Below are 21,172 nucleotides of genomic sequence, written 5' to 3'. Positions count from 1 at the left end.
TTAAGCCAAAGTTTTCAAAAACCTTTACAGCAAATTTTCCGCAATCTCTTCGGAAATGACGTGTTCACAGTACAGGCAGTGAAGGGAAACTCCATCTTCTTCTGATTGCAATACTGAAAATTTGGATTTTATAGGTTCACTGCTATTTGAAATACAGTTGGAATTCGTACAGCGGACAACGCCTTCCACATAAGATGGGAGCACAACATTATTTTTCTGAACCACTTCAAAATACCTTATGATATTGATTGTAGCTTTAGGAGAAATAAGGGCTATTCTGTTAAGTTCCTCAACACTGAGTTCCTTGCCCTCGATCTTAACGACATCTTTTTTTCCTCCCGCCCCTGGAGCATTCATCACGAAACTGATAGTTGCCCGAAAAGCACTGGAAATTCCCAGGATGCGCAGGACATTCAGAGCCTGTCCGGCTTTTATGTGATCGATCACAGTCCCGTTCTCAATTGCCTGGATCTTAAGGTCCCTTTTTTCTTTCACTCAATCACCCCCATTGCCAGAGCGAGCAGTGCCATCCTTATTGGTACTCCGTAGAAAGCCTGCTCGAAATAGCATGCATGAGGGGTTGCATCTACCTCAGGAGAAATTTCATTTACTCTCGGGAGAGGATGAAGGATCTTGAGCTCAGGGTCTGCAGCCTTCAATATTTCACCTGTGACCTTCAACCTGTTTTTAACCTTCTCGTATTCTTCAGGGTCAGGAAAACGTTCTCTCTGAACTCTTGTCATGTATAGGACTTCGATATCTCCTATTATCTCCTCAAGAGAATCTGTTTCCTTTATGCGGATCTTTTGCTTCCGGAGGTCCCGGACAATTTCTGAGGGCATCTGGAGCTCTGGAGGCGAAACAAAGGTCATTTCTGCTCCGTAAAGGGACAGGGCATGGCAAAGAGAATGGACGGTCCTCCCATATTTAAGGTCTCCTGCCATAGCAATTTTCAAGCCTTCAAGATGGCTTTCTCTGCGGATTGTATAGAGATCAAGAAAAGTCTGGGTAGGGTGATGGACAGAGCCATCTCCTCCATTGATCACAGGGACACTAGCAAACTCCGCAGCCATTCGCGCCGACCCATCAAGCGGGTGACGCAGTACGATAAGGTCTGCATATTTACCGATTACACGGATAGTATCAGCAAGGTTTTCCCCTTTCATAACGGAGCTCGCCTCAACTGAGCCCAGATTCAGGACCTGTCCTCCGAGCCTCTGCGTAGCAACCTCAAAAGACAGCCTTGTTCTTGTGCTTGGTTCAAAGAAAAGAAGGGAAACAATTTTTCCTTCCAGCAGCCGGGACATTTCCTCGCCCCTGGCTACAGGTTCAAGTTTTTCTGCGGTGTCCAGAACATAATCGATTTCTTCCCGCGAAAAATCTTTCATTGAGATGACGTGACGGTTCTTGAATGACATCCGTTTTTCATAAATGATCCTCAGAGATATAACCTTTGCTCCGGACGTTTTCCAGATCAGTGCCGCAACAATTAAGCCCTGATCCGTACAAGGGTTATGCCATTTTACTTTGATACGTTCTTTATGAATTCAAGCCAGAGCTTGGCATCCCTAACCCTCTGATTGACAAACTGCTCTTGAAAGCGTTTTGTACTCTCTTTAAGAGCACCACTCTCAATTTCTTTAAGGTCCATTATTGCACGCAGCAGGCCTGCAGTCTCATGGTAGAGAGAGTTTGCTTGCTCCTGGGTAAGAGGCTTCTCTTCAAGCTCTTTTTCGTCCTTCTTTTCTTTTGCCGAAATAATATCGATGCATTTATCTATTCTGGATTTCTCACCTGCAGTAAGGCTGTCTTTCTGAATTAATTCCCATACATAATTATGAAGCGGATATGTTTCTCCCTCAAATTCCACATAATCCGGGATATGCTGCCCTACCCAGAAAAGGCGGGAATGTAAAGCGGATAAAAGCTGTCTGCGTTCCGCATCAGTTATAAATTTTTTTGAGCATTCTTCTTTTTCATTTGTTTTAAGGTTCTTTTCCATGATCAATCCCCGACAACTAAATTGTCCTCCCTGATCAAAAAATTTTTGTGGCAACCGTTTAATGTCGGATTTTTGGCTGTGAAGATGAAACTTTAGAGGTAAAAGCGTTCAAATGAAAGAATTCGGAATAAAAAGTAATATAGATAATGAGGGACTCACATACTAAAAATGGGCAGTAACAAATAAAACAGAGAGACTAACTGAATCAGAAAGACAATAAAAGTGCGCAGTAAAAATAAGACATAACAAAATTGAAAAATGAAAACATGATGGAAACCGTATAAAAACTAACTCCCCATTTTCTGGTTTCCCATAGAGGTGATACTATTCCCATAATTCAGGTTGCACTTGATCTTCTGGAACTTGACCGCTCAGTTGAGATTGCAAAGGAAGCAATCGCAGGAGGTGCGGATTGGATTGAAATGGGGACTCCCCTGATCAAAAGCGAAGGCATGAATGCAATCCGTACCATGAGGAAAGCTTTTCCGGAAAGGACAATTCTTGCCGATATGAAAACCGTAGATACCGGAGCCATGGAAGTAGAGATGGCAGCAAAAGCCGGGGCAGATGTAGTTATTGTTCTCGGCAGTGCAGATGATTCTACAATTCTTGACGCGCTCCGTTCAGCTCACAAATATGGGGTCAGGCTGATGGCAGACCTGATATCGGCTCCTGACCCTGTAAAAAGGGCAGTAGAACTCGAGGCTCTGGGTGTAGACTATGTGAATGTTCACGTAGGCATAGACCAGCAGATGATTGGAAAGGACCCTATATCCATTTTAATGGAAATCTCAGAGAAGGTGAGCGTACAGCTTGCAGTTGCCGGAGGACTTGATGCCGAAAGTGCAGCTCAGGCAGTCAGGGCAGGTGCCAGGATTGTGATAGTGGGAGGTAACATAACCCGTTCTGACAATGTAACAGAAGCTGCAAGAAAAGTCAGGCAGAGTGTGGACTCTCCGGAGTCTGTAGACATTCGGGGCAGGGGAACTGTAGATCATGAAATAAGAGAGATCTTCAAGGAAGTTTCCACCTCAAATATCTCGGATGCCATGCACAGAAAAGGGGCAATGAAAGGCATCCATCCTCTGGTAAGAGGAAAAATGGTAGGAACTGCAATTACGGTGCAGTCTTTTGCCGGGGACTGGGCAAAAACAGTCGAAGCCATTGATATCGCAAAAGAAGGAAATGTAATAGTAATCTATAACGAAAGCAAGGATATTGCTTGCTGGGGAGGGCTTGCGACACTGAGCAGCCTGAATAAGGGAATTGCAGGTGTGGTAATAGAAGGGGCTGTAAGAGATATTGACGAAGTGGAGAATCTCGGGCTTCCGATTTATACCAGCAATACAGTGCCAAATGCCGGAGACCCGAAAGGTTTTGGAGAAATAAATGCTGAAATCACCTGTGGAGGCCAGACTGTAAAACCCGGTGATTATATAATAGGCGATGAAAGCGGAGTTGTGGTTGTCCCGAAGGAACGCGCCTACGAACTCGCAAGAAGGGCAAAGGAAGTAAATAAAACAGAAAAGAGGCTCTTTGATGAGATCCGGAGAGGTGGGACCCTATCAGAGATTCTGGAACTCAAGAAATGGGAAAAGTTTTGAGAAAAGCAATTCTCTGGCAAACTTTTGAAAACCGGAAAAACAGAAAACCGAAAAACAGAAAAACAGAAAAACCGGGATTGACAAAGGAATAAAAACATAGATGAGAACCGGGAGTCAAAACCCGAAATAAAAAACTGCACTAATAAAGCTATAGAAAATAATAAAAACCAGTACGAAAAAAAGGTTGTAAACGGAGAAACACAGAAAATAACAGAGCAGAAACATACACATGATAGAAGTTTTGAAGCTGGCAGCCTGTCTGCCTTTTCTCCTTTACTCATCTTACCTTGACCTGAAAACCCGCAGGGTTCCAGACCATGTATGGAAACTTATGCTCCTTTCGCTTTCAGGCTTCTTACTCTATGAGACTTTGGATGAGGGAATGTTCTTTCTTTTCCGGCTAGTTTTTTCTTTTTTTTCCAGCTTTTTTCTGGCTTATCTGTTTTTCAAGATAAGAATTTTTGGAGGTGCGGATGCAAAAGCCCTGATAGTGATAGGCACTCTTTTTCCGGTTTACCCTACCCTGGAATTTTACGGCTATGATTTTCCTCTACTTGGAGTGCCTCCTGCAGGGATCTTTGCGTTTACTATCCTTGAAAATGCCTTCCTACTTACCGTTGCCGTACCGTTAGGAATTCTCTGTTATAACCTTCTACATTTTACTCCTGAGATGCTCAAAAAGCCATTTTATATGTTTTTTGCATACAGAATAGAAATTAAGGACCTGCGAGAACTTCTAGAAAATGGCAGACATATCCGGCTAGCTGAACGTTTTGAGCTGAATAACGGGAAGCTACTTCACTTTTTTGCAGGCAGAGGAATTAATGTAAATCATAATATTCTCTCCCGACTTGAATCACATCAGGAAAAAGGACTCCTTGACAGTATTGTCTGGGTAACTCCAGGACTTCCGTTTATGATTCCTATAACAGCAAGTTTTATTCTGGCAGTTATATTAGGAGACCCCATTTATTATCTCATGACGAAAATTCTTGCATGGCTTTATCATCTAATATAAACGTAGTAAGTAATCCCATAATATAGGGACTGATTCAGGACTGAGAGAGTCTTGAAACTTTTTATACATAAAAGTGCATAACAATGTTAATAAATAACAATGTTAATAAATAGCAATGCTAATAAATAGCAATGCTAATAAATTAATCTGAAGAATTCAAATTGCTTCCACATGGGGGTGAAGCTATTTCGGGTTCAGGATTCATTAATGGATTTATAACCAGGTCCTTAAGTAAATCCTTAAGAAGGCCCCTAAGTAGATTAAGACGTGATGAGAAAGCCGTAAACCGCATTTTAGTCGTTGCCCTCGCAATGGATGTGTATGGGGGACTCCTTGCTCTTATGGTGGGAGCTGTGCTCCTTGGAGGGAGTACGGAAAGAGCCCTGAAATCAGGAACTTTTACACAATTGGATATCCAGATACTCGATTCAAAGAACTTAAAAATAGAACATGAAGGAGGAGAGCCAGTTAACTTAGGGGAAAGCACCGGCGTTTATCTCCAGCATAACAGTATTGATTATGAAATTAGCCCTGATCCTCCTGTTGTTCTGGAAGTAGCAAACAGTATAAAACTATCCCTGCCTGAGGAAGTTGAACTGAAAGATGGAGATTCGGTTATTATCATGGTAAAAAATGAAAGGAAAAACAAAATAATTTATAGAAAAGAACTTCTTTCGGGTTCTTCAGACTGATGAGAGCATTTTTGACAGGAGGAGAGCTCTTATAAGCTTCAGTTCCTCTTCCTGGCTTCCTTCTCCAACCCTTGCCCTGATCAGGGAGTCAAGTTCAATCTCCAGTACTTCCAGTGTCTCCGATATTTGCTTCTGTCTTTCCGAAGGCACAAGCCCTTCAATTTTTCTGACATTTCCAGCAAGTATTAATTTCTCAAACTGCCTGTAGACGTTTTTCACACTCAAGCCTTCGATTTCTGCAATTTCACCAATATCGAACCCCTGCAAATAGAGCGAATAAGTATTCTCAAGAGAAGCCTTTTCGAAGAGATCTATATCAGAAGATTCGAGCTCAGAAAAACCTATTTCGTCAGAAATCGTTTCAGAAGAATTCACTTCAGGAGAATTCACTTCAGGAGAACCCGTTTCAAGGGAACTTGCCTCAAGGCTATCAGGTTTAAAAGAACCTGCCGTGAAAGGCTCTTCTTCGACAGGTTCCATCTCAAGATAGACATTTTCGGAATGATTTTCAAGACTATCCGCTTCAGGGATATTGCCAACTGATTCAGGGAAACTTCCTTCAAAGTCTATATCATTAAGGTTATCAGAAGAAGAATCTGCTTCTGACCAGTCCTGGATACTCATATCTAAATACCTTGCTCTCTTAACCGGTAACCTGCGTGTTTCTAAAGGTCTTTCGGATGGTATGTCGGAGGAAGTTTCTAATGTGTTCTCATCGCCGGTTTCCGGGATAGGAGTTCCACTTCCTAGAGCCTCAGTTTCGACTTTGAGTTCTTGAAGTGGGCTCGTATGCACTGAGCTTTTTAAGGCTTTCCTCTTTTTTTCAGGTTCAGTCCAGTTATCTCCGGAACTTCCGGCTTTCTCCGCAGGTATCAAGTCGTAGTCCCTGCAATAATCGTTGATCTCTTTGAGGAAATCGTCTCCGTATTTCCGGAGTTTATGGTCTCCTACCCCTGTGATTGAATGGAACTCCTCAGGGGTGCGCGGAAACCTTGCAGCCATTTCTTTGAGGCTTGTATCGGAAAAAATGATGTATGGAGGAAGATTTTTCTTTAAAGCAATCTGCTTTCTCAGGGCTTTTAACCGCTCAAAAAGGATGGGGTCGTGTTCTGTCCCCGATCTCGGAAGCCCTCTGAGCTTTGCTTTTTTAAGAATATCAGTAGCAATTGAATATCCGCCGGCAGGAAGCTGTATATCGTCTTCATCCATTCCTGAAGTTTTGCCTGCAGGCGCTGGCGGCATAAAACTCTCTTCAGTTCCGGGAATGAAACCTTCAGGACAGACAAGTTCAACATTCTCTGATCCCTTTAAAATTTTCCTGCTCATGGCATTCAGTTTCAGGACAGGGTACTGCGCTCCGCTTACTTCAAGAAGTCCGGTATTCAGCATTTCAGAGGCAAGCGACCTCCACTGTTCCTTAGTAAATTCCTTGCCGCTGCCATGGGCTTTCAGCTTTTCATGGCGGTTTTGTTTGATCTTTTTATTCTTTGAGCCTGTGAGCACATCAATAACATAGTTCGTTCCAAAACGCTGGTTCAATTCCTGAATACAGGCAATCAGTTTTATGGCAGCCCCGGTCCCGTCAAAGGTATTTTTAGGTCTGAGGCAGGTATCACAGTTCCCGCATGAGGCTGAAAGCTCCTCGCCGAAATATTCCATAAGGGTCTGACGCCTGCACTTATTTCCTTCACAGTATGCCACCATCTGCCTTAACTGTACAAGGGAAATGTCCTTTTCTTTCTCATTTGTTTTTTGCGCGATAAAATACTCAATCTTAAAGCGGTCTCCCCTGCTAAAAAAAAGGATACATTCGCATGGGCTGCCGTCCCTGCCTCCTCTTCCGGTTTCCTGGTAATAGCTCTCAAGGTTCCGGGGAAGGTCATAATGTATCACAAACCGGACATTGGACTTGTTGATTCCCATCCCGAAAGCGATTGTAGCCACTATTATGTCCACATCATCTTTTATGAACATATCCTGGTTTCGGGCACGCTCGGTATCTGAAAGTCCGGCATGATAGGGAAGAGCCCTGAATCCGGCGACGTTCAACTTTTTTGTAAGGGTTTCCACGTTGTTCCGGCTCTGACAATAGATGATTCCGGCTTCACCCCTGTGCCTGAGCAGGTAGTCAGTTATCTCTGAAAAAGTGTCTTTCTTTGGCCTGACCTCATAGTAAAGGTTGCTCCGGTTAAAGCTGGCAACATAAGTACCTTTCTCAGGATCGATACCAAGCCCAAGCTGGGAGATAATATCTTTTCTGACCCTGCCGGTAGCTGTAGCCGTAAGCGCAATAACCGGTACATCAGGAAAACCGGTCTTTGAGTCCCTCAGGAGTTTCAGTTTCCGGTACTCAGGCCGGAAGTCATGCCCCCATTCCGAAATACAGTGAGCCTCATCAATTGCAAAGAGGCTGACCTTACCTTTCTTCAGAAAAGCAAAAGTCCCGGGCATCATAAGCCTTTCTGGCGCAACATATAATATCTTCAACCTATTTTCCAGAAAAGCTGTTTTAACATCCCGGGTCTCTCTGGCATTCTGGGTACTGTTCAGGCATGCCGCAGCAATTCCATTTGCTTCAAGCCCGTCCACCTGGTCTTTCATCAGGGAAATAAGGGGAGAAACCACAACAGTAACCCCGTCCATAAGAAGAGAGGGCAATTGGTAGCAAATTGACTTGCCCCCTCCTGTAGGCATGAGCACGAAGACATCTTTTCGGTCCAGGACATCCCTGATAATTTCCTCCTGCAGAGGGCGAAAAGCAGTATACCCGAAGTACTGGCGGAGTACAGAGTGCATTCTGGCAGACATCAATACTCTGGACTCAAGCTCATTTTTACTATCCCTTAATACTCCGTAATCAGTGCCCATTGTTTCATCCCTGAGTTTGCAGAATTCGTACCATACCATAATAGTTATCGAGAAGATCCTTGAGAGTCAATTTATGAGATAAATAGAGTCAATTTATGAGATAAATATACTCATGAAATCGATTATAACACTTGCACAACAACTATACTTATTTGTGAATCCGCAATGCTGTGATGTTTTGGACTCATCTTATTTAAGTTGCAGGTATGCAGGGTGAAAGTATTACGCATCCGGAGATCGGAAAGACATTTAGTTATTTTCAAAAAATGAGAGATAAGCTTCTTTTTAAAATCAGAAAAACAGAAATGCGGACCTGCCTTACTCAGGTAACTTAGCAAATGGAGAGATCCTTTAGAGGAGATAACTTAACGCATACTCTAAAAAGAAATCTTAACGCATACTCTAGAAAGAAATCTTAACGCATACTCTAGAAAGAAATTTATGTAATGATGACGTTTAACTTTATTGGTAAATAGAATGTGTAAAAAGAGCAGCTTAAATTCAAGACCGGTGAACTTTATAGATATAATGTGGAAGTAACTATAAAGTAGCTGTAGATTAAGTGGCTAGTTCATCTAGAATATTTAACAGAATAATTCCCTGGATATGCAAAGTACTCCTGTTCCAGTGCCGTGACAATTAAAGCCCCGCACTGAAGAGGAAAACTTCTTAGTAACGATGATGGTGCCTTTTCTTCGTGAGATGATAGGACTTAAGAAGAAAAGGTGAGGCCGCTAAGGCGGAAAAGCAAATATGGAAGTAAAGAAGGGGGGAATGGAGCGGCTCTAAACCTCTAAACCGGGCATCCTCAGCGCCTGGGAAGTTAGTGCCTGGTAAGAGGTGATAGAAGGAGGGGGAAGAAGTATGGCCGCACGTCAATCTTTACTTCCATCATTTGCAAAATACCTTTTTTAATTTCGAGCTTTAAATATCCGACTGGCAGATTACATCCAGCCGATTTTATATTCAGCAGATCTCAACTCTCAGTTAAGTTCATATATGCTGGTTCCAGGAACACAATCGCCCGGGAACAAACTAACGTAAATTGTTCAAAGAAATTGATCTGTAAAACTTCATATTAATGAATGGGATAAAATTTCGCTAAAGGTCTCCTCTTGGAACAACAAGAGCTTTTTTGTCCGAGGATGTGTTTTATTAACCAGCAGCAATGACCATAGTTAGAATAAACAGCACTCCGAGCATCAATATAAACATCAGAACCATCCATAACTTTAACGCTTTTTCCGTATTCAAAGTTCCAATTCCCCTCTTCTTAATTTGAACTGTACTGATATATAAATGCAAGAATAAATATTCAGAAACAGGGGTATTTCATGTCAGGTTGTTTATTATATTGTCAGCTTTTATATTGCCACTTTTATATTATACATCCTTTTTTAGATATTACCTTTTAATTTTTTGGATTAAATTATAGAATTTTTTCATGCTCTCTATGATATAAGAAAGAAGAATATATATGGTATATATCTAACAATGCAATCACATAACATGTCAGGAAAAACTTTCCCTGGAACTATATCTCTTCTAAAGACCTGTATTTCACGAGAAATAGACGAAATTATACTGGAAGTGAAGCCAAGCCTGGAAGTGAAATTAAGCTTTTAATCCAAAAAACTAAAACAGACTTCTCTGGATAAATTTCCAGATGAAGTTGAGGGGTATCAAACAGGTACTCGAAAAAAATAAATCTGGTACTTACTTCTACTTTTTTGAGATTATCATATCTTTTCAGTCCTGAAAAAATTGGTACTTGTTAACATAATACTTGGTAACATATTTACCCCGGAAACCTCTTGGCTGCTGAAAGCAAAAGTCCTTTAATAGATAAAATTAACACATATAGTCCTTATGTTTTTTTCATTTAATTTTTGCTTTTTACTATCGACAAATCCTTAGGTCTCCAAATCCATAATGCCTTTTTCCTGTGCTAGCAATTCCAGAATGTCAACTATTCTCTTCTGAGACTCTGCCATGCTCTCCAGGGACTTTGCAATACTCTCAAGCTTATCAATCATTTCATAGTTTTCATTACCCATACCTATCACTAACTCCGGTCCGACCTTTTTACTAGCAATATTTTGGAGAAGCTTAATATATAACTGTAATTTCTGGTTTTCTGGAGGGAGTTGGAAAGTAACTTAAGGGTTAAAAAAACGCTCATATAAGTTTCTCCCATTGATTTTTTTGCCTAATTTTCTCTCGGGTCTTTTTATTTCAAGTCATTACCCGCATTTTTTATACATCTCTTGAAGGAACAAAGATACGCCATCCACTGAAATCTTACCAGCGAGTAAGGTACTGGACAGTAAGATAAAATAAAAATATTTTCAAGAGAGTCTTGAGAAACTTTGGGCTTTACGGAAATTGTAAAAACAGGCAACCATCTGGCCTTCAGGAGAACGGGGCTGAACTCAAAATTAGCTTAATTAAAGAAGGAAATAAACGAATTCTCCGACTATACCTTTAAATATCAAAAACCCCATGCACTGACTCATATATCACAATAAAATATAATCAAATCTTAATAATTTTCATACATTCACCAATCACTATCATTTCTTCAAAGGAAAGATTCACTCGAAGGAGCACTTCAATGGTAAAACCCGAAAAATTCATTCCAAAAGCAGTTGAGAAGATCAGCCAGGAGATAAAGGATGGGAAAGCAATTATTGCACTTTCCGGCGGTGTGGACAGTTCTGTTTGTGCGGAGCTGGCTTACAGGGCAATTGGGGACAGGTTGCAGCCAATCTACATCGACACAGGGCTTATGAGGAAAGGAGAAACAGAGAGGATAAAGCATATCTTCTCCCATATGAACCTGGATATTGTTTATGCAAAGGACAGGTTCCTTGCAGCCCTGGAAGGTGTTACTGACCCTGAAGAGAAACGGAAGGCTATAGGCGAGACTTTTATCCGCGTTTTTGAAGACGAGGCAAAGAAGCTTGCAGCCGATTACCTGATCCAGGGCACGATCTATCCTGACAGAATCGAGTCAGAAGGCGGAATCAAGTCCCACCATAATGTTGGAGGGCTGCCGAGCGTAATGGATTTCAAGAAAATAGTTGAGCCCATAGAAGACCTTTACAAAGATGAGGTAAGGGAAGTTGCCTGGGCTCTCCAGCTGCCTGATGAGATTTGTGAAAGGATGCCTTTCCCTGGACCCGGGCTGGCTGTGCGGATTCTCGGAGAAGTTACTGAGGAGAAGCTCGAGGTAGTACGTGAAGCCAACTTCATAGTCGAAGAAGAGCTCCTTGACAGATTCTGTCCCTGGCAGACTTTTGCTGCCGTACTCGGCAAGGGAACAGGAGTAAAAGGAGATATAAGGGCTTATGGATGGATAGTAGCTGTAAGAGCTGTCGGGTCGAGAGATGGAATGACTGCGGAAGCGCTTGAACTCCCGTGGGATGTGCTCAAACATCTGGAAGCCAGGATCACCTCTGAAATCCCGAAAGTGGCCAGGGTAGTCTATGATATCACGCCCAAGCCGCCTGCAACAATCGAGTTTGAGTAAAACCCGGAGAATACTGGAACCGGAAAATAAAGATATCATAAAAATATAAGATAAAAGTGAAGCCTTTCAAGGCTTCAATCGGCTTTTTTACAAATTGGACAGAAAGTCATAAAGTGAAAGTCATAAAGTGAAAGTCATAAAGTGAGATATTAATCCACAGGTACGAATTCACAATACTAATTAACAAATACTAATTCACAAATACTAATTCACAAAGCGAGTTTTAAGCCCATGTCCCTTAATAAAGCAGTACTGGATATCCGGCAGCGGATTAAAGTAAAGCCCTCACCTACGAACGAACCTGCGGCAAGCTGGACCGGAACGGATCTTGTAAATGGGGTTCAAACAAAGACCCTCACTGTCATCTTCAAAAGCGCAGGCTGCCGCTGGGGAAAAGCCGGAGGCTGTACAATGTGCGGCTATGTCTATGACTGTGCAAATGAGCCCCCTTCCCTCGAAGACTATAGAGCCCAGCTTGTAAAAGCGATGAGGAAAGCTGAAAAATTCCCTGAATTCATGGTCAAGATCTTTACCTCAGGCAGTTTCCTTGACGAGCAGGAGGTCCCTCCTGAAGCCAGAGATGAAATTCTCAAAACCCTTGCAGAGGATCTCAGAGTCGTTAAGGTGCTTGTTGAAACACGCCCTAACTTCGTAACCGAGGAGAATATACAGGCCTGTCTGAATATCCTGAAAGATAAACCCTTCGAACTCGCGTTCGGGCTTGAAACAAGTTCGGACATAATCCGAAGAGACTCCATTAACAAGGGTTTTACGTTCCAGGACTTTGTCCGCGCAACAGAAATCGCAAAAAAGCATGGTGTAACCATAAAAGCTTACCTTATGCTCAAGCCTCTCTTCCTCTCCGAAAAACAGGCAATGGAAGATATCACACGCTCCATAGACGATGCGGCTCCATATGCGGACACTATATCCATCAACCTCTGCAATGTCCAGAAAGGTACCCTTGTCGAAGCGCTCTGGGAAAAAGGCCAGTACCGCCCACCCTGGCTCTGGAGCATCATTGAAATTCTCCAGAAAGCAAAAGCCGCCCACCCTGATCTCCCCCTGATGTCCGACCCCGTCGGCGCAGGCTCAAAACGCGGCCCCCATAACTGTAAAATCTGCAGCTCAGACGTTGCCGATTCCCTCAGGACTTTCTCAATCACCCAGAACCCTGCAGACCTCAGTACAACAGACTGTGAATGTAAAGAACTCTGGAAAAAAGTCCTGGAAATCGAAGACTTCACTTATGGGATGCCCATTTTAGACTAAGACTGCTGAAAAACACTTCGCTTGAAAAATATAAGTGCTAAAGCCAACAATGAGTTCACTTATAAATTAGTCCTTTGAGCGAAGAGCTGTATCAGAGCCTATAAAATAACCCTCTTGAGCGAAGAGAAAAGGGCAGCGGGTTGTTGCACTCACAGTGCAACTTCCAGGGAATCCCCATTTCCTATGATCCCAAATCTCAACTCGGGCAGGTCAATATCAAGCTCAACCTTTACAAGCATGAGCCAGTTATCTGCGGGTCCAGAATGTTTTCCAGTAGCTTTTTTCCAATGCCCTGACCCTGGTATTCGGCTCTTAATATCATGCCTTTACCTGACACTTTTGAATAGATGGAACCCCGCAATCTCTACGATATTTCCATCTAGTTCGGCTACCAGTACACGGTCATCGCGTCCCATGTTCTTCAGTAACCCTTCGGTAAAGGTTGTGGTTTTAGTTGCCAGGGGAAGTGTATTCGCCCTGACACCTTCTCCCCTTCTTATTTCATTAATTGATGTCCTCAGAGTGGCTTAATCTGACAGGTCTGATAAGTAAATCCATGGCTGCCTTTTACCTATAGTCCTGGATTCTTTGAGCTTTGGATTCTTTGAGCTTTGGATTTTTTGCCAGAAGGTGACGAATCTGCCTGTAATTATTCAGATGGGTGATCCGGCCCGTAAATCATTGTTCCGACTCCGCCGTCAGTAAAAAGTTCAAGAAGCATGGAATGAGAAACGCTTCCGTTTATGATATGCGCTTTCTCTACCCCGCTTTTAACCGCAACAGCAGCGCCTTTGAGTTTAGGAATCATACCACCCCTGATAACTCCTTCCCCAATAAGAGGATCAATCTCATCCAGGTTTACACGGGAGATACGACTGCCAGGATCTTTCATGTCTCTAAGGAGGCCGGAAACGTCGGTCATAAGGATAAGCTTTTTAGCATGCAAAGCCGCTGCAATGTCTCCTGCAACGGTATCAGCATTGATATTCAGGGCATTGCCTTTTGCATCCACAGCAACCGGAGAGATAACAGGAATATAGCCTTTTTCAAGCATAATAAGGAGAATTTCCGGATTTATGACTTCACTTTCCCCGACCCAGCCTATATCTACTTCAGTTTCCACGCCGTCAATAAGTACACGTTTTGCAGCCTGTTTGTGACCAAGGATCATTCTTCCGTCATAGCCAGTAAATCCGACACCTTTGCCGCCGAATATCCCGATCAGGGACACAATCTTTGTGTTTATGTTCCCTACCAGAACCATTCTTGCAATTTCCATAGTTTCGTCATCTGTAATACGAAGTCCCTGGAAGAACTCAGCCTTTTTGCCCATGCGTTCCATTTTTTCAGTGATTTCAGGCCCGCCCCCGTGTACAATAACAGGTTTGATTCCTACATAACGCAGGAGGACGATATCTTTTATGATATCCTCCATTATCTGGGCGCTGACCATGGCGTTTCCACCTACTTTGACAACCATGATCGAACCATAGAACTCCTGCATATAAGGCAGGGCTTCGATAAGCACATTCTCTCTTTTGAGTTCCATGATTTAGGAATCAGAAAATCTCTTTTTAAACTTATCGTTAAATACCACAGGTAAAAGCTGAGAAGGGATTGAATAAAAAGCAAATAGATGCAAACTCTCTTATAAATTTAAAGAGATATAATGGTTAGAGAAATAAACCAGCCCGGATAGTAGAAATCAAAGGCCTGTCCAGGCTAATTCCGTATCTGAATATCAAAAAGAAAAAGAAAGAACCCCGATTTCCAGGGCATGTGAGGGATAGAGTTTACTCGATTTTTTCGATCTTTTCTTTCTTGACAAAGGGCTTGCTGATTTTCTCAGGCATCCAGTCAGGCCTATTTTTGGGGGCTGCGACAAGTTCTTTCCATGCCTTGAAAACGTGCACCTTCTTTGTCCCGCGTTCTCTGAGGCGGATGACGTCCGGTTTGGATTTAGTACCGTCGCCCCGGTTTGCAGCTTTCAAAGCAGCCTGACGAGGCTGTTTTCCAGTGAAAACTCCATGCTCATTGCCTTCTTCGTCTCGTAAAACAAAATTTCTTGTGTTGGACATAAAGGTCACCTCGCAAATTGTATTGCTAGACACTGATTAATTTTTAAAGTATATAAAATCTTTCTTCAGGATGTTGCCTATAGTTATTGGTTTATACAAAAAGGCTCTTAATCTGTACAGGAGATATAAACTAAATTTTTATATATTGTGGTCAAAATGGGAAATATTTAAATATTTATCCTTTGTTAAAAATATGGTTTAAAATATGATTCAGTAAAGGGTTTTTAGATACTCTTACAAAATATATTTTATTGTACTTTTGGAAAAGAGCCTGGAAAGCACAAACTTTACATGCTATAACTTCTTATGGTCACTATATTTTTCCAAATGCATATAATAAAAATTATGTATTTGTTAAGGTTTTATTCTATCAATCAAGCACATACTCATCTTTTCACGGATCTGGTTAAATATGGAACACTGTACTTTCAACCTCCCGGACGTCCAGGCCAGCAGACCAAGCATAGCCATCAACCTCACCCGTGTTGGGGTAACAAACATGAAAAAGCTGGTTGAAATCAAACGAAAGGACAAACGTCCGATAGTGCTGATTTCAACTTTTGATGTCTTTGTTGACCTGCCCTCAGATCGTAAGGGAGCAAACCTTTCAAGGAACTTCGAAGCTGTAGACGAAGTACTGGAAAAGGTCCTCAGCACACCGGTGTACGAAATAGAACAACTGTGTAGTGATATTGCACATAACCTGCTTGGCCGCCACGAATATGCAAATCAGGCTGAAGTAAGGATGAAAAGCGAATATATGATAAGGCGTACTTCCCCCTCAACGGGGATCAAGTGTCAGGAAGTCGTTAATATCTTTGCTGAAGCTTCGGCTGTAAGAGGCGACGGAAACAAAGGCTACTTTGATGTGAAAAAGCTCATAGGAGCTGAAGTTGTGGGAATGACTGCGTGCCCCTGCGCTCAGGAGATAATGAGAGATAAGGCTGCAAATGAGCTTGCTGATCTTGGGGTTGACAGGGACACAATCATAAAATTCCTTGAAAAGGTTCCTATGGCTACCCACAATCAGCGCGGAATAGGTATTGTCTCAATCAAAGTAGCCCACGATTTTGATGTTTCCCTGGAAAGCATAATCAAGATAATCGAACGCTCCATGAGTTCAAGCGTTTATGAAATCCTGAAGCGCTCAGACGAGAAAGTTGTTGTGGAAACTGCACACATGAACCCCAAGTTTGTGGAAGACTGTGTAAGGGCAATGGCAGATAATATTGTAAAAGAATTCCCGAAACTTCCAGATAATGCAGTAATCACTATCAAACAGATTAATGAGGAAAGCATACACAGGCACAACGCATTTGCCGAAAGGGTAGCTCTCATGGGAGAACTCAGAAATGAGATTAACCAGTAAAGAGGTTACCCAATAAAAGAAAATTACCCATAGTGAGAGAAAGTAATCGATTACTGAGAGAAAGTAATCGATTACTGAAAAATTAACAAACTTTAAATTCTCTTTTTATTTTTTCAAACTGTGAAGTCTCTATTAAATCTGTCAGAGCTTTTTAGAGGCTGTTACAGGTAAAACCACAACTTGCCTCAAAGCGGGATACCCTTCTTCAACCCAAAAGGAGACAGGTAGGGGATGAAAACCGTCAACTGTACCGATAACCTTTTCGCTACCCCTAATCATTATATACCCTCAAATCAATATAATTTAGACACTGGGTTCAAGAACCTGGAAACCAATGTAAATAATGTTCACATTCAGGCTCACAAGGTCATGGAAAAACGCCTCTTCTTTGCTTGAAACTATGTAAAGCCGGATCGAGATAGGGACGAAACATAAGTAGGGCATGGAATGCCCGAATTAAACTTGTGAAAATTTAAAAAATAATCCATGAAGCAGAAAGCCCTTTCCTCGACTTTGAAGAGGCAGGTGAGAGTAGTTCGCTAAAGGGTCTGAATAACCTATAAATAGTTATTAAAAAAGGAAAACAGTTATTTTAAGAAGAAATGGACTTGCAGGGCCTGTAATGTCAGTCCTGGAAGCCCTTGAGGTGAAAGCATGGCTGATGCTGAAGAAATCACAGCGGTAGGGCGCAACAAAAAGACCATCAGAGTGGGAGATGCTGCCAAGTATGTAAATAGCGATACTGTAAGTTATGTGACCGAGATCAAAAAGGACGGACAGGGAAAAGTTTGGGTCCTGCTCGAAAGCACCGATCTCTGGTACAGAGAAGAAACTATGGAGCTTACAGATATCAGACCCGCAGAAAAGAGAGAGGAAAGGGAGTTTACTGCCGAGGAACTGGAAGAAAGATTCAGAAAAGAAAGAGAAACAATGCAGGGCTTCGATCTTGGAAAAGCAGGCGGAGGAGGAGCAGGAGGATAAATCACCCTGCTTTTACTCCATTACCCGGCTTTTTTTCAGTTTTTGCGATATACTTTCTAAACATTTCTTTGTTCATTATAAGAAATATTCACCGTTTTACTTTATCTATCATTTTACTTTATCTATCATTTCGCTCAATTTACCATTTCATCTTTCCTGCATTTTCATCCGCTGTGCAAGAATGCATTTTCCGCCATGCCTGCCACCAAGTGGGTTTTGAGGTGAACCCAGGGAGTTCATGCAGCGTGCCATAACAGCTGCACCTCTGGCAAGCCCGTCATCCACAAAGACCACTCTCTCATCGATTTTAGGGGCAAGGTTCATTTTCTCCAGGCAGCTCAGAATTAATTTAGGTTTGTTCCCGGTAATTCCTGCCCTACCTGTAATTCCGAAAGTTGTGTCTTCAAAGATGAGACCTTCTTTTTTTGCAACTTCTATGAGCCTGCACACCACTCCGGCCATTACCTCGTCAATAACAGCATAAACAATAGGTAACCCATGGCTTTTGCATATCTCCACGCCTATTGCACTCAGTTTTCCCATATTTGAGCCATTTTCCCCCACATCGCAACCTATAAGTGTTACACCTATCTCTTCGGCTGCGTCCGGCCTGACAGGGACACTGCCATATCTCTTTCTATCCGCAGGAACTTTCTCAATGATTATAAGCTCATGAATGCGCCTTGAATAATCTTCGATAGCTTTAGCCTTCATTTTCAAAGTGAGGAAAGAAGGTGGTTTCTGTTTCTCAAAAACCTCCAGAGCAGTACCCACTTTTGAGTCAACAATCTTCGAGCCCCGAATAATGGCGTCAGGAATTGCACCTGCATATCCGCAGAAGTTTCCAATTGTTTTTGCATACGGCTGGTCAGGGCTTGTTATCCTGCCATCAAGGGTTGTCCCGAAGTCAATTGAGATACATGGGTTCCTGAAATCCACATCCGTTAGTTTAGCAGCTTCTTTTATTCCTGCCGTTGCAAGCTCTCCCTCCATCTCGTTTGCAACAATTTCAACGCCAGTAGAACCTATCGGAGGCACAACGCCAGCTACGGCCCCATCAAAAATGACTTTTTCCAGTTTACTGTATTTCTGGAGTTTTTTAGAAATATTCGAGATGGACATTGGCGGAGTCATGTTCTTTGGAGGAACTCCTGCCATCAGACACCCGTCAGCAAGGGCTTTGATGAATTCGCCAACTTCTTCCGGAGAATCGAAACCTGCAACAACACCTGTAGAGCGTACCACAAAGTTAAGGTCAGTCTTTATATCCAGACTGGCTTTTTCCATGGACTCGGTAAGAGTGCTTTTCACCAGTTCTGCAACAGCCTCGCGCGTGAGTTCCACTCCCGTAAGTGTCTTTCCGAACACGGTTTCCCCGGGTTTTGGAGGACGGACATCCCTGGTCATGCGCAGGACCTTGTTTACGATATGCGTCCTTCCAGTGTCCATATTGGTGGCTGTAAGGATAGATTTAGTTGTGGTATTTCCTACTTCTACTGAAGCTACGATAAAGAATGGTTTTGATTTAAGGTCAATATAGCGAACCTGAGGAGATTCTGCAATTCTGGGTTTCAGAGCCATTTTTTTCCCTTCCTGAGGATCTGTACATAGTTTCAATTGAATCTACGTCCTGTAAGGTTGAACTGCCAATGTCGAATTCAATTGAACTTGTACTATAGAATGTAATAATGAATTTCATTTTAAGACGGATTGCTTTTTGCAGTTTAATCAAAAATAATCCAGACTAACTTGAAGCTGATTTAAATTAATATAGACTGCTTAAACCTGGTTGAATCTAATATGAATGCGTTGGGTACAACAATTAGAAACCGGATATTTTGAACATCGGGACATTCCGGAGATATTTATCTCCGGGATTTGATAAAGAGATATGACAAGAACACAATTTATCTGAAGTTTAAAGAAGGTATTAACCAAAGCCTATAATAATCTTTGCTAAAACACTTCAAAATGCTGGTTTATTTCAGTTAAGTCCTATCATAACTATCCATCTACAGCGGATTCACGACCCTGGCTTTTTATTATCTCTGCTCACCCATCCTGATCACCTGATTTTTGTATCGGTCTTTTTGTTGTATTCGAGTAATATTTTTAGTATCATTCTTGTTATGTCTACTTTATCATTACTCTCTCTTAGTGTGACACCTTTTAACTCATATCTCAACAGCATTTCTTAAAAAATATTTCGATTTCAAAGCAATGCTTTTAATCGAGCTTAAATTATTTACCCATAAGAATAAATTACAGAACATAATTATAAAGAGCATAATTATAATACCACGTATGATTAATATATACTCATTAAATATAATAATTATATGCTGAAGAACTGATCTAGATCTTTCCCGGGAATAGCAATATGATGTTCCTGAAATTTTCGGATAAATGTTCATTGGAGGCCTTTAATGCCACTAGACCCTATTTGCAAGAAAATTATATCTGACGATACTGAATACTTTTCGGATTACGGGGGAAAACATTACTATTTCTGCAGTACTGAGTGCAAGCATAAATTCGATGCACTTGAAAAAAGCGTTATCCGTCTCAAGCGGAGCCTGAGTGAAAAGGAAAAAATATCTTTTGGAAAGTTAAAGCGGGATATAATAAAACCCGGTATCTGCACTCTTTGCGGAGCCTGTGCAGCAAGCTGTGAATACATAACTATCAAAGACGGAAAACCCGAACTGGTAGGTCCCTGCAAAGCCTGTGGGGTCTGCTACTACCAGTGCCCGAGAACTATTACTACAGAAGAAGGGCTAATAGGAAGTTTCAGATACGCCTATGCTGCAAAGTCTGCCTTGCCGGAAATACAGGGACAGGACGGAGGAGTTGTTACCTCTCTTCTTCTGTACGCTCTGGACGAGGGACTTATCGACTGTGCAGTAGTTACAACCCGTTCAAAAGAAGAGCCCTGGAAGCCAATACCCATAGTTGCAAAAACCAGGGAAGAAATCCTGGAGAGCAGCGGCAGCATCTACTCCCATTCGATGACACTTGAAGCCCTTATGAGCGCAGTCAAGCAGGGGATGAACAGTGTTGCCTTTGTAGGGACAAGCTGTAACATTGATGCCGTCACAAAAATGCAAAAAAGCTCTTACGGTTTTCTGCACCTCTTTATGAGGGCAAAGGTTCTCAAACTGGGACTTTTTTGTATGGATACCTTCTCCTATGAGGGAATCAAAACCGTACTGGAAAATTATGGAATCACGCTTGAGAATGTCGATGCCATGAAAATCCGACGAGGAAAGTTCGAAATTACTTTAAAAGACGGAAAAGAGCATGTCTTCGAACTCAGTGACTTTGATGAATACCGAAGCACCTCCTGCCGTTTCTGCACAGACCTGACTGCCGAAAACTCAGATATCTCCTTTGGCGGAGTCGGCAGCCCAAAAGGTTGCACCACAGTCCTGGCCCGTTCAGCCATAGGCTACGAAATCTTCAACGAAGCCGTAGATAACGGCTATATCGAAGCCCGGCACCTTACCGACGAAGAACTCGAAAAAGTACTCAACCTGGCAAAGATGAAAAAAGTCCAGATGTACGCCCTGCATATGAGACAGAAAGCGTGAAATCTTAAAATGAAGAAAAAAAATTCTTCCTGAGCAGGCTAAAAATACTGAAAAGAACAGCTTGCTCATTTTTTTAGCATTTTTCTGATTGAAGATTGGAGTTTGTTCCTATAAATCCCACTTTCCGCAGATGTCTTATCAACTTTCACAATTTTCTTGATATTGT

At 42.1% G+C, this 21,172-nt stretch carries 18 protein-coding genes; 8 read left to right on the top strand and 10 right to left on the bottom strand.

Annotated elements, in window-relative coordinates; all coding sequences use genetic code 11:
• Window positions 1-24: 24 nt before the first annotated feature.
• The 3 genes from pyrI to FXV91_RS10655 all read right to left on the bottom strand — a co-directional run bounded on the left by pyrI (window position 25) and on the right by FXV91_RS10655 (window position 2,002).
• Window positions 25-495, bottom strand: a complete 471-nt coding sequence (gene pyrI / locus FXV91_RS10665; protein WP_229390587.1) for an aspartate carbamoyltransferase regulatory subunit — start codon at window positions 493-495, stop codon at window positions 25-27.
• Window positions 492-1,418 carry an aspartate carbamoyltransferase gene (pyrB, locus tag FXV91_RS10660; protein ID WP_229390586.1) on the bottom strand — a complete coding sequence of 309 codons (927 nt, stop codon included), beginning with the start codon at window positions 1,416-1,418 and terminating at the stop codon, window positions 492-494. The genes pyrI and pyrB overlap by 4 nt, the downstream gene beginning before the upstream one ends.
• A gap of 104 nt (window positions 1,419-1,522) precedes the next feature.
• Entirely contained in the window at window positions 1,523-2,002 is a 480-nt protein-coding gene (locus tag FXV91_RS10655; protein WP_229390585.1) for a DUF5788 family protein, read from the bottom strand.
• Between the two features lie 356 nt (window positions 2,003-2,358).
• Between FXV91_RS10655 and hxlA the strand changes: the two genes are divergently transcribed.
• The 3 genes from hxlA to FXV91_RS10640 all read left to right on the top strand — a co-directional run bounded on the left by hxlA (window position 2,359) and on the right by FXV91_RS10640 (window position 5,316).
• Window positions 2,359-3,606: a 3-hexulose-6-phosphate synthase gene (gene hxlA / locus FXV91_RS10650; RefSeq protein WP_229390619.1), complete on the top strand. Its 1,248-nt coding sequence runs from the start codon at window positions 2,359-2,361 to the stop codon at window positions 3,604-3,606.
• 229 nt (window positions 3,607-3,835) lie between these two features.
• A complete protein-coding gene (locus tag FXV91_RS10645) occupies window positions 3,836-4,624 on the top strand; it encodes an A24 family peptidase C-terminal domain-containing protein (protein WP_229390584.1) in 789 nt (262 codons plus the stop codon).
• A 161-nt stretch (window positions 4,625-4,785) separates the two neighbouring features.
• The gene (locus FXV91_RS10640; RefSeq protein ID WP_229390583.1) at window positions 4,786-5,316 is read left to right on the top strand and encodes a hypothetical protein; all 531 of its coding nucleotides are present in this window, start codon (window positions 4,786-4,788) and stop codon (window positions 5,314-5,316) included.
• Here FXV91_RS10640 and recQ read toward each other — a convergent pair.
• On the bottom strand, window positions 5,308-8,184 hold the full coding sequence (gene recQ, locus FXV91_RS10635) for a DNA helicase RecQ (protein WP_229390618.1): 2,877 nt from the start codon (window positions 8,182-8,184) through the stop codon (window positions 5,308-5,310). The two genes, FXV91_RS10640 and recQ, sit on opposite strands and share 9 nt — an antisense overlap.
• 1,913 nt (window positions 8,185-10,097) lie before the next feature.
• Window positions 10,098-10,241: a hypothetical protein gene (locus FXV91_RS10630; RefSeq protein WP_229390582.1), complete on the bottom strand. Its 144-nt coding sequence runs from the start codon at window positions 10,239-10,241 to the stop codon at window positions 10,098-10,100.
• A gap of 557 nt (window positions 10,242-10,798) precedes the next feature.
• Here FXV91_RS10630 and guaA point away from each other — a divergent pair.
• Both guaA and FXV91_RS10620 read left to right on the top strand, forming a co-directional pair.
• The gene (gene guaA, locus FXV91_RS10625) at window positions 10,799-11,716 is read left to right on the top strand and encodes a glutamine-hydrolyzing GMP synthase (protein ID WP_229390581.1); all 918 of its coding nucleotides are present in this window, start codon (window positions 10,799-10,801) and stop codon (window positions 11,714-11,716) included.
• A 231-nt stretch (window positions 11,717-11,947) separates the two neighbouring features.
• Window positions 11,948-12,988 carry an archaeosine biosynthesis radical SAM protein RaSEA gene (locus FXV91_RS10620; RefSeq protein ID WP_229390580.1) on the top strand — a complete coding sequence of 347 codons (1,041 nt, stop codon included), beginning with the start codon at window positions 11,948-11,950 and terminating at the stop codon, window positions 12,986-12,988.
• Window positions 12,989-13,637: 649 nt separating this feature from the next.
• Here the strand turns inward: FXV91_RS10620 and argB are convergent.
• Both argB and FXV91_RS10610 read right to left on the bottom strand, forming a co-directional pair.
• Window positions 13,638-14,537: an acetylglutamate kinase gene (gene argB / locus FXV91_RS10615; RefSeq protein WP_229390579.1), complete on the bottom strand. Its 900-nt coding sequence runs from the start codon at window positions 14,535-14,537 to the stop codon at window positions 13,638-13,640.
• 244 nt (window positions 14,538-14,781) lie between these two features.
• Window positions 14,782-15,066, bottom strand: a complete 285-nt coding sequence (locus FXV91_RS10610) for a non-histone chromosomal MC1 family protein (protein ID WP_229390578.1) — start codon at window positions 15,064-15,066, stop codon at window positions 14,782-14,784.
• Window positions 15,067-15,478: 412 nt separating this feature from the next.
• Between FXV91_RS10610 and mptA the strand changes: the two genes are divergently transcribed.
• Window positions 15,479-16,435 (top strand): GTP cyclohydrolase MptA, encoded by a 957-nt coding sequence (mptA, locus tag FXV91_RS10605; protein ID WP_229390577.1) that lies wholly within the window; start codon window positions 15,479-15,481, stop codon window positions 16,433-16,435.
• Between the two features lie 141 nt (window positions 16,436-16,576).
• Here the strand turns inward: mptA and FXV91_RS10600 are convergent, their stop codons facing one another.
• Entirely contained in the window at window positions 16,577-16,714 is a 138-nt protein-coding gene (locus FXV91_RS10600) for a hypothetical protein (RefSeq protein ID WP_229390576.1), read from the bottom strand.
• 24 nt (window positions 16,715-16,738) lie between these two features.
• On the bottom strand, window positions 16,739-16,879 hold the full coding sequence (locus FXV91_RS10595; protein ID WP_229390575.1) for a hypothetical protein: 141 nt from the start codon (window positions 16,877-16,879) through the stop codon (window positions 16,739-16,741).
• A 210-nt stretch (window positions 16,880-17,089) separates the two neighbouring features.
• On the opposite strand from FXV91_RS10595, the gene FXV91_RS10590 reads away from it, so the two are divergent.
• Window positions 17,090-17,416 carry a DUF2098 domain-containing protein gene (locus tag FXV91_RS10590; protein WP_229390573.1) on the top strand — a complete coding sequence of 109 codons (327 nt, stop codon included), beginning with the start codon at window positions 17,090-17,092 and terminating at the stop codon, window positions 17,414-17,416.
• A 147-nt stretch (window positions 17,417-17,563) separates the two neighbouring features.
• On the opposite strand, the gene FXV91_RS10585 is transcribed toward FXV91_RS10590, so the two are convergent.
• On the bottom strand, window positions 17,564-18,997 hold the full coding sequence (locus tag FXV91_RS10585; protein WP_229390572.1) for a methanogenesis marker 14 protein: 1,434 nt from the start codon (window positions 18,995-18,997) through the stop codon (window positions 17,564-17,566).
• An 845-nt stretch (window positions 18,998-19,842) separates the two neighbouring features.
• Between FXV91_RS10585 and FXV91_RS10580 the strand changes: the two genes are divergently transcribed.
• Complete coding sequence (locus FXV91_RS10580) at window positions 19,843-21,006, top strand: Coenzyme F420 hydrogenase/dehydrogenase, beta subunit C-terminal domain (RefSeq protein WP_229390570.1); 1,164 nt, start codon at window positions 19,843-19,845, stop codon at window positions 21,004-21,006.
• Window positions 21,007-21,172: the final 166 nt, after the last annotated feature.

Origin of the sequence: Methanosarcina sp. DH2 (genome assembly GCF_020804225.1) — an archaeon.
In the GTDB taxonomy this organism is placed as follows: domain Archaea; phylum Halobacteriota; class Methanosarcinia; order Methanosarcinales; family Methanosarcinaceae; genus Methanosarcina.
Note: the sequence above shows the minus strand (reverse complement) of the source record. Positions and strands in the feature narration are given on the sequence as shown.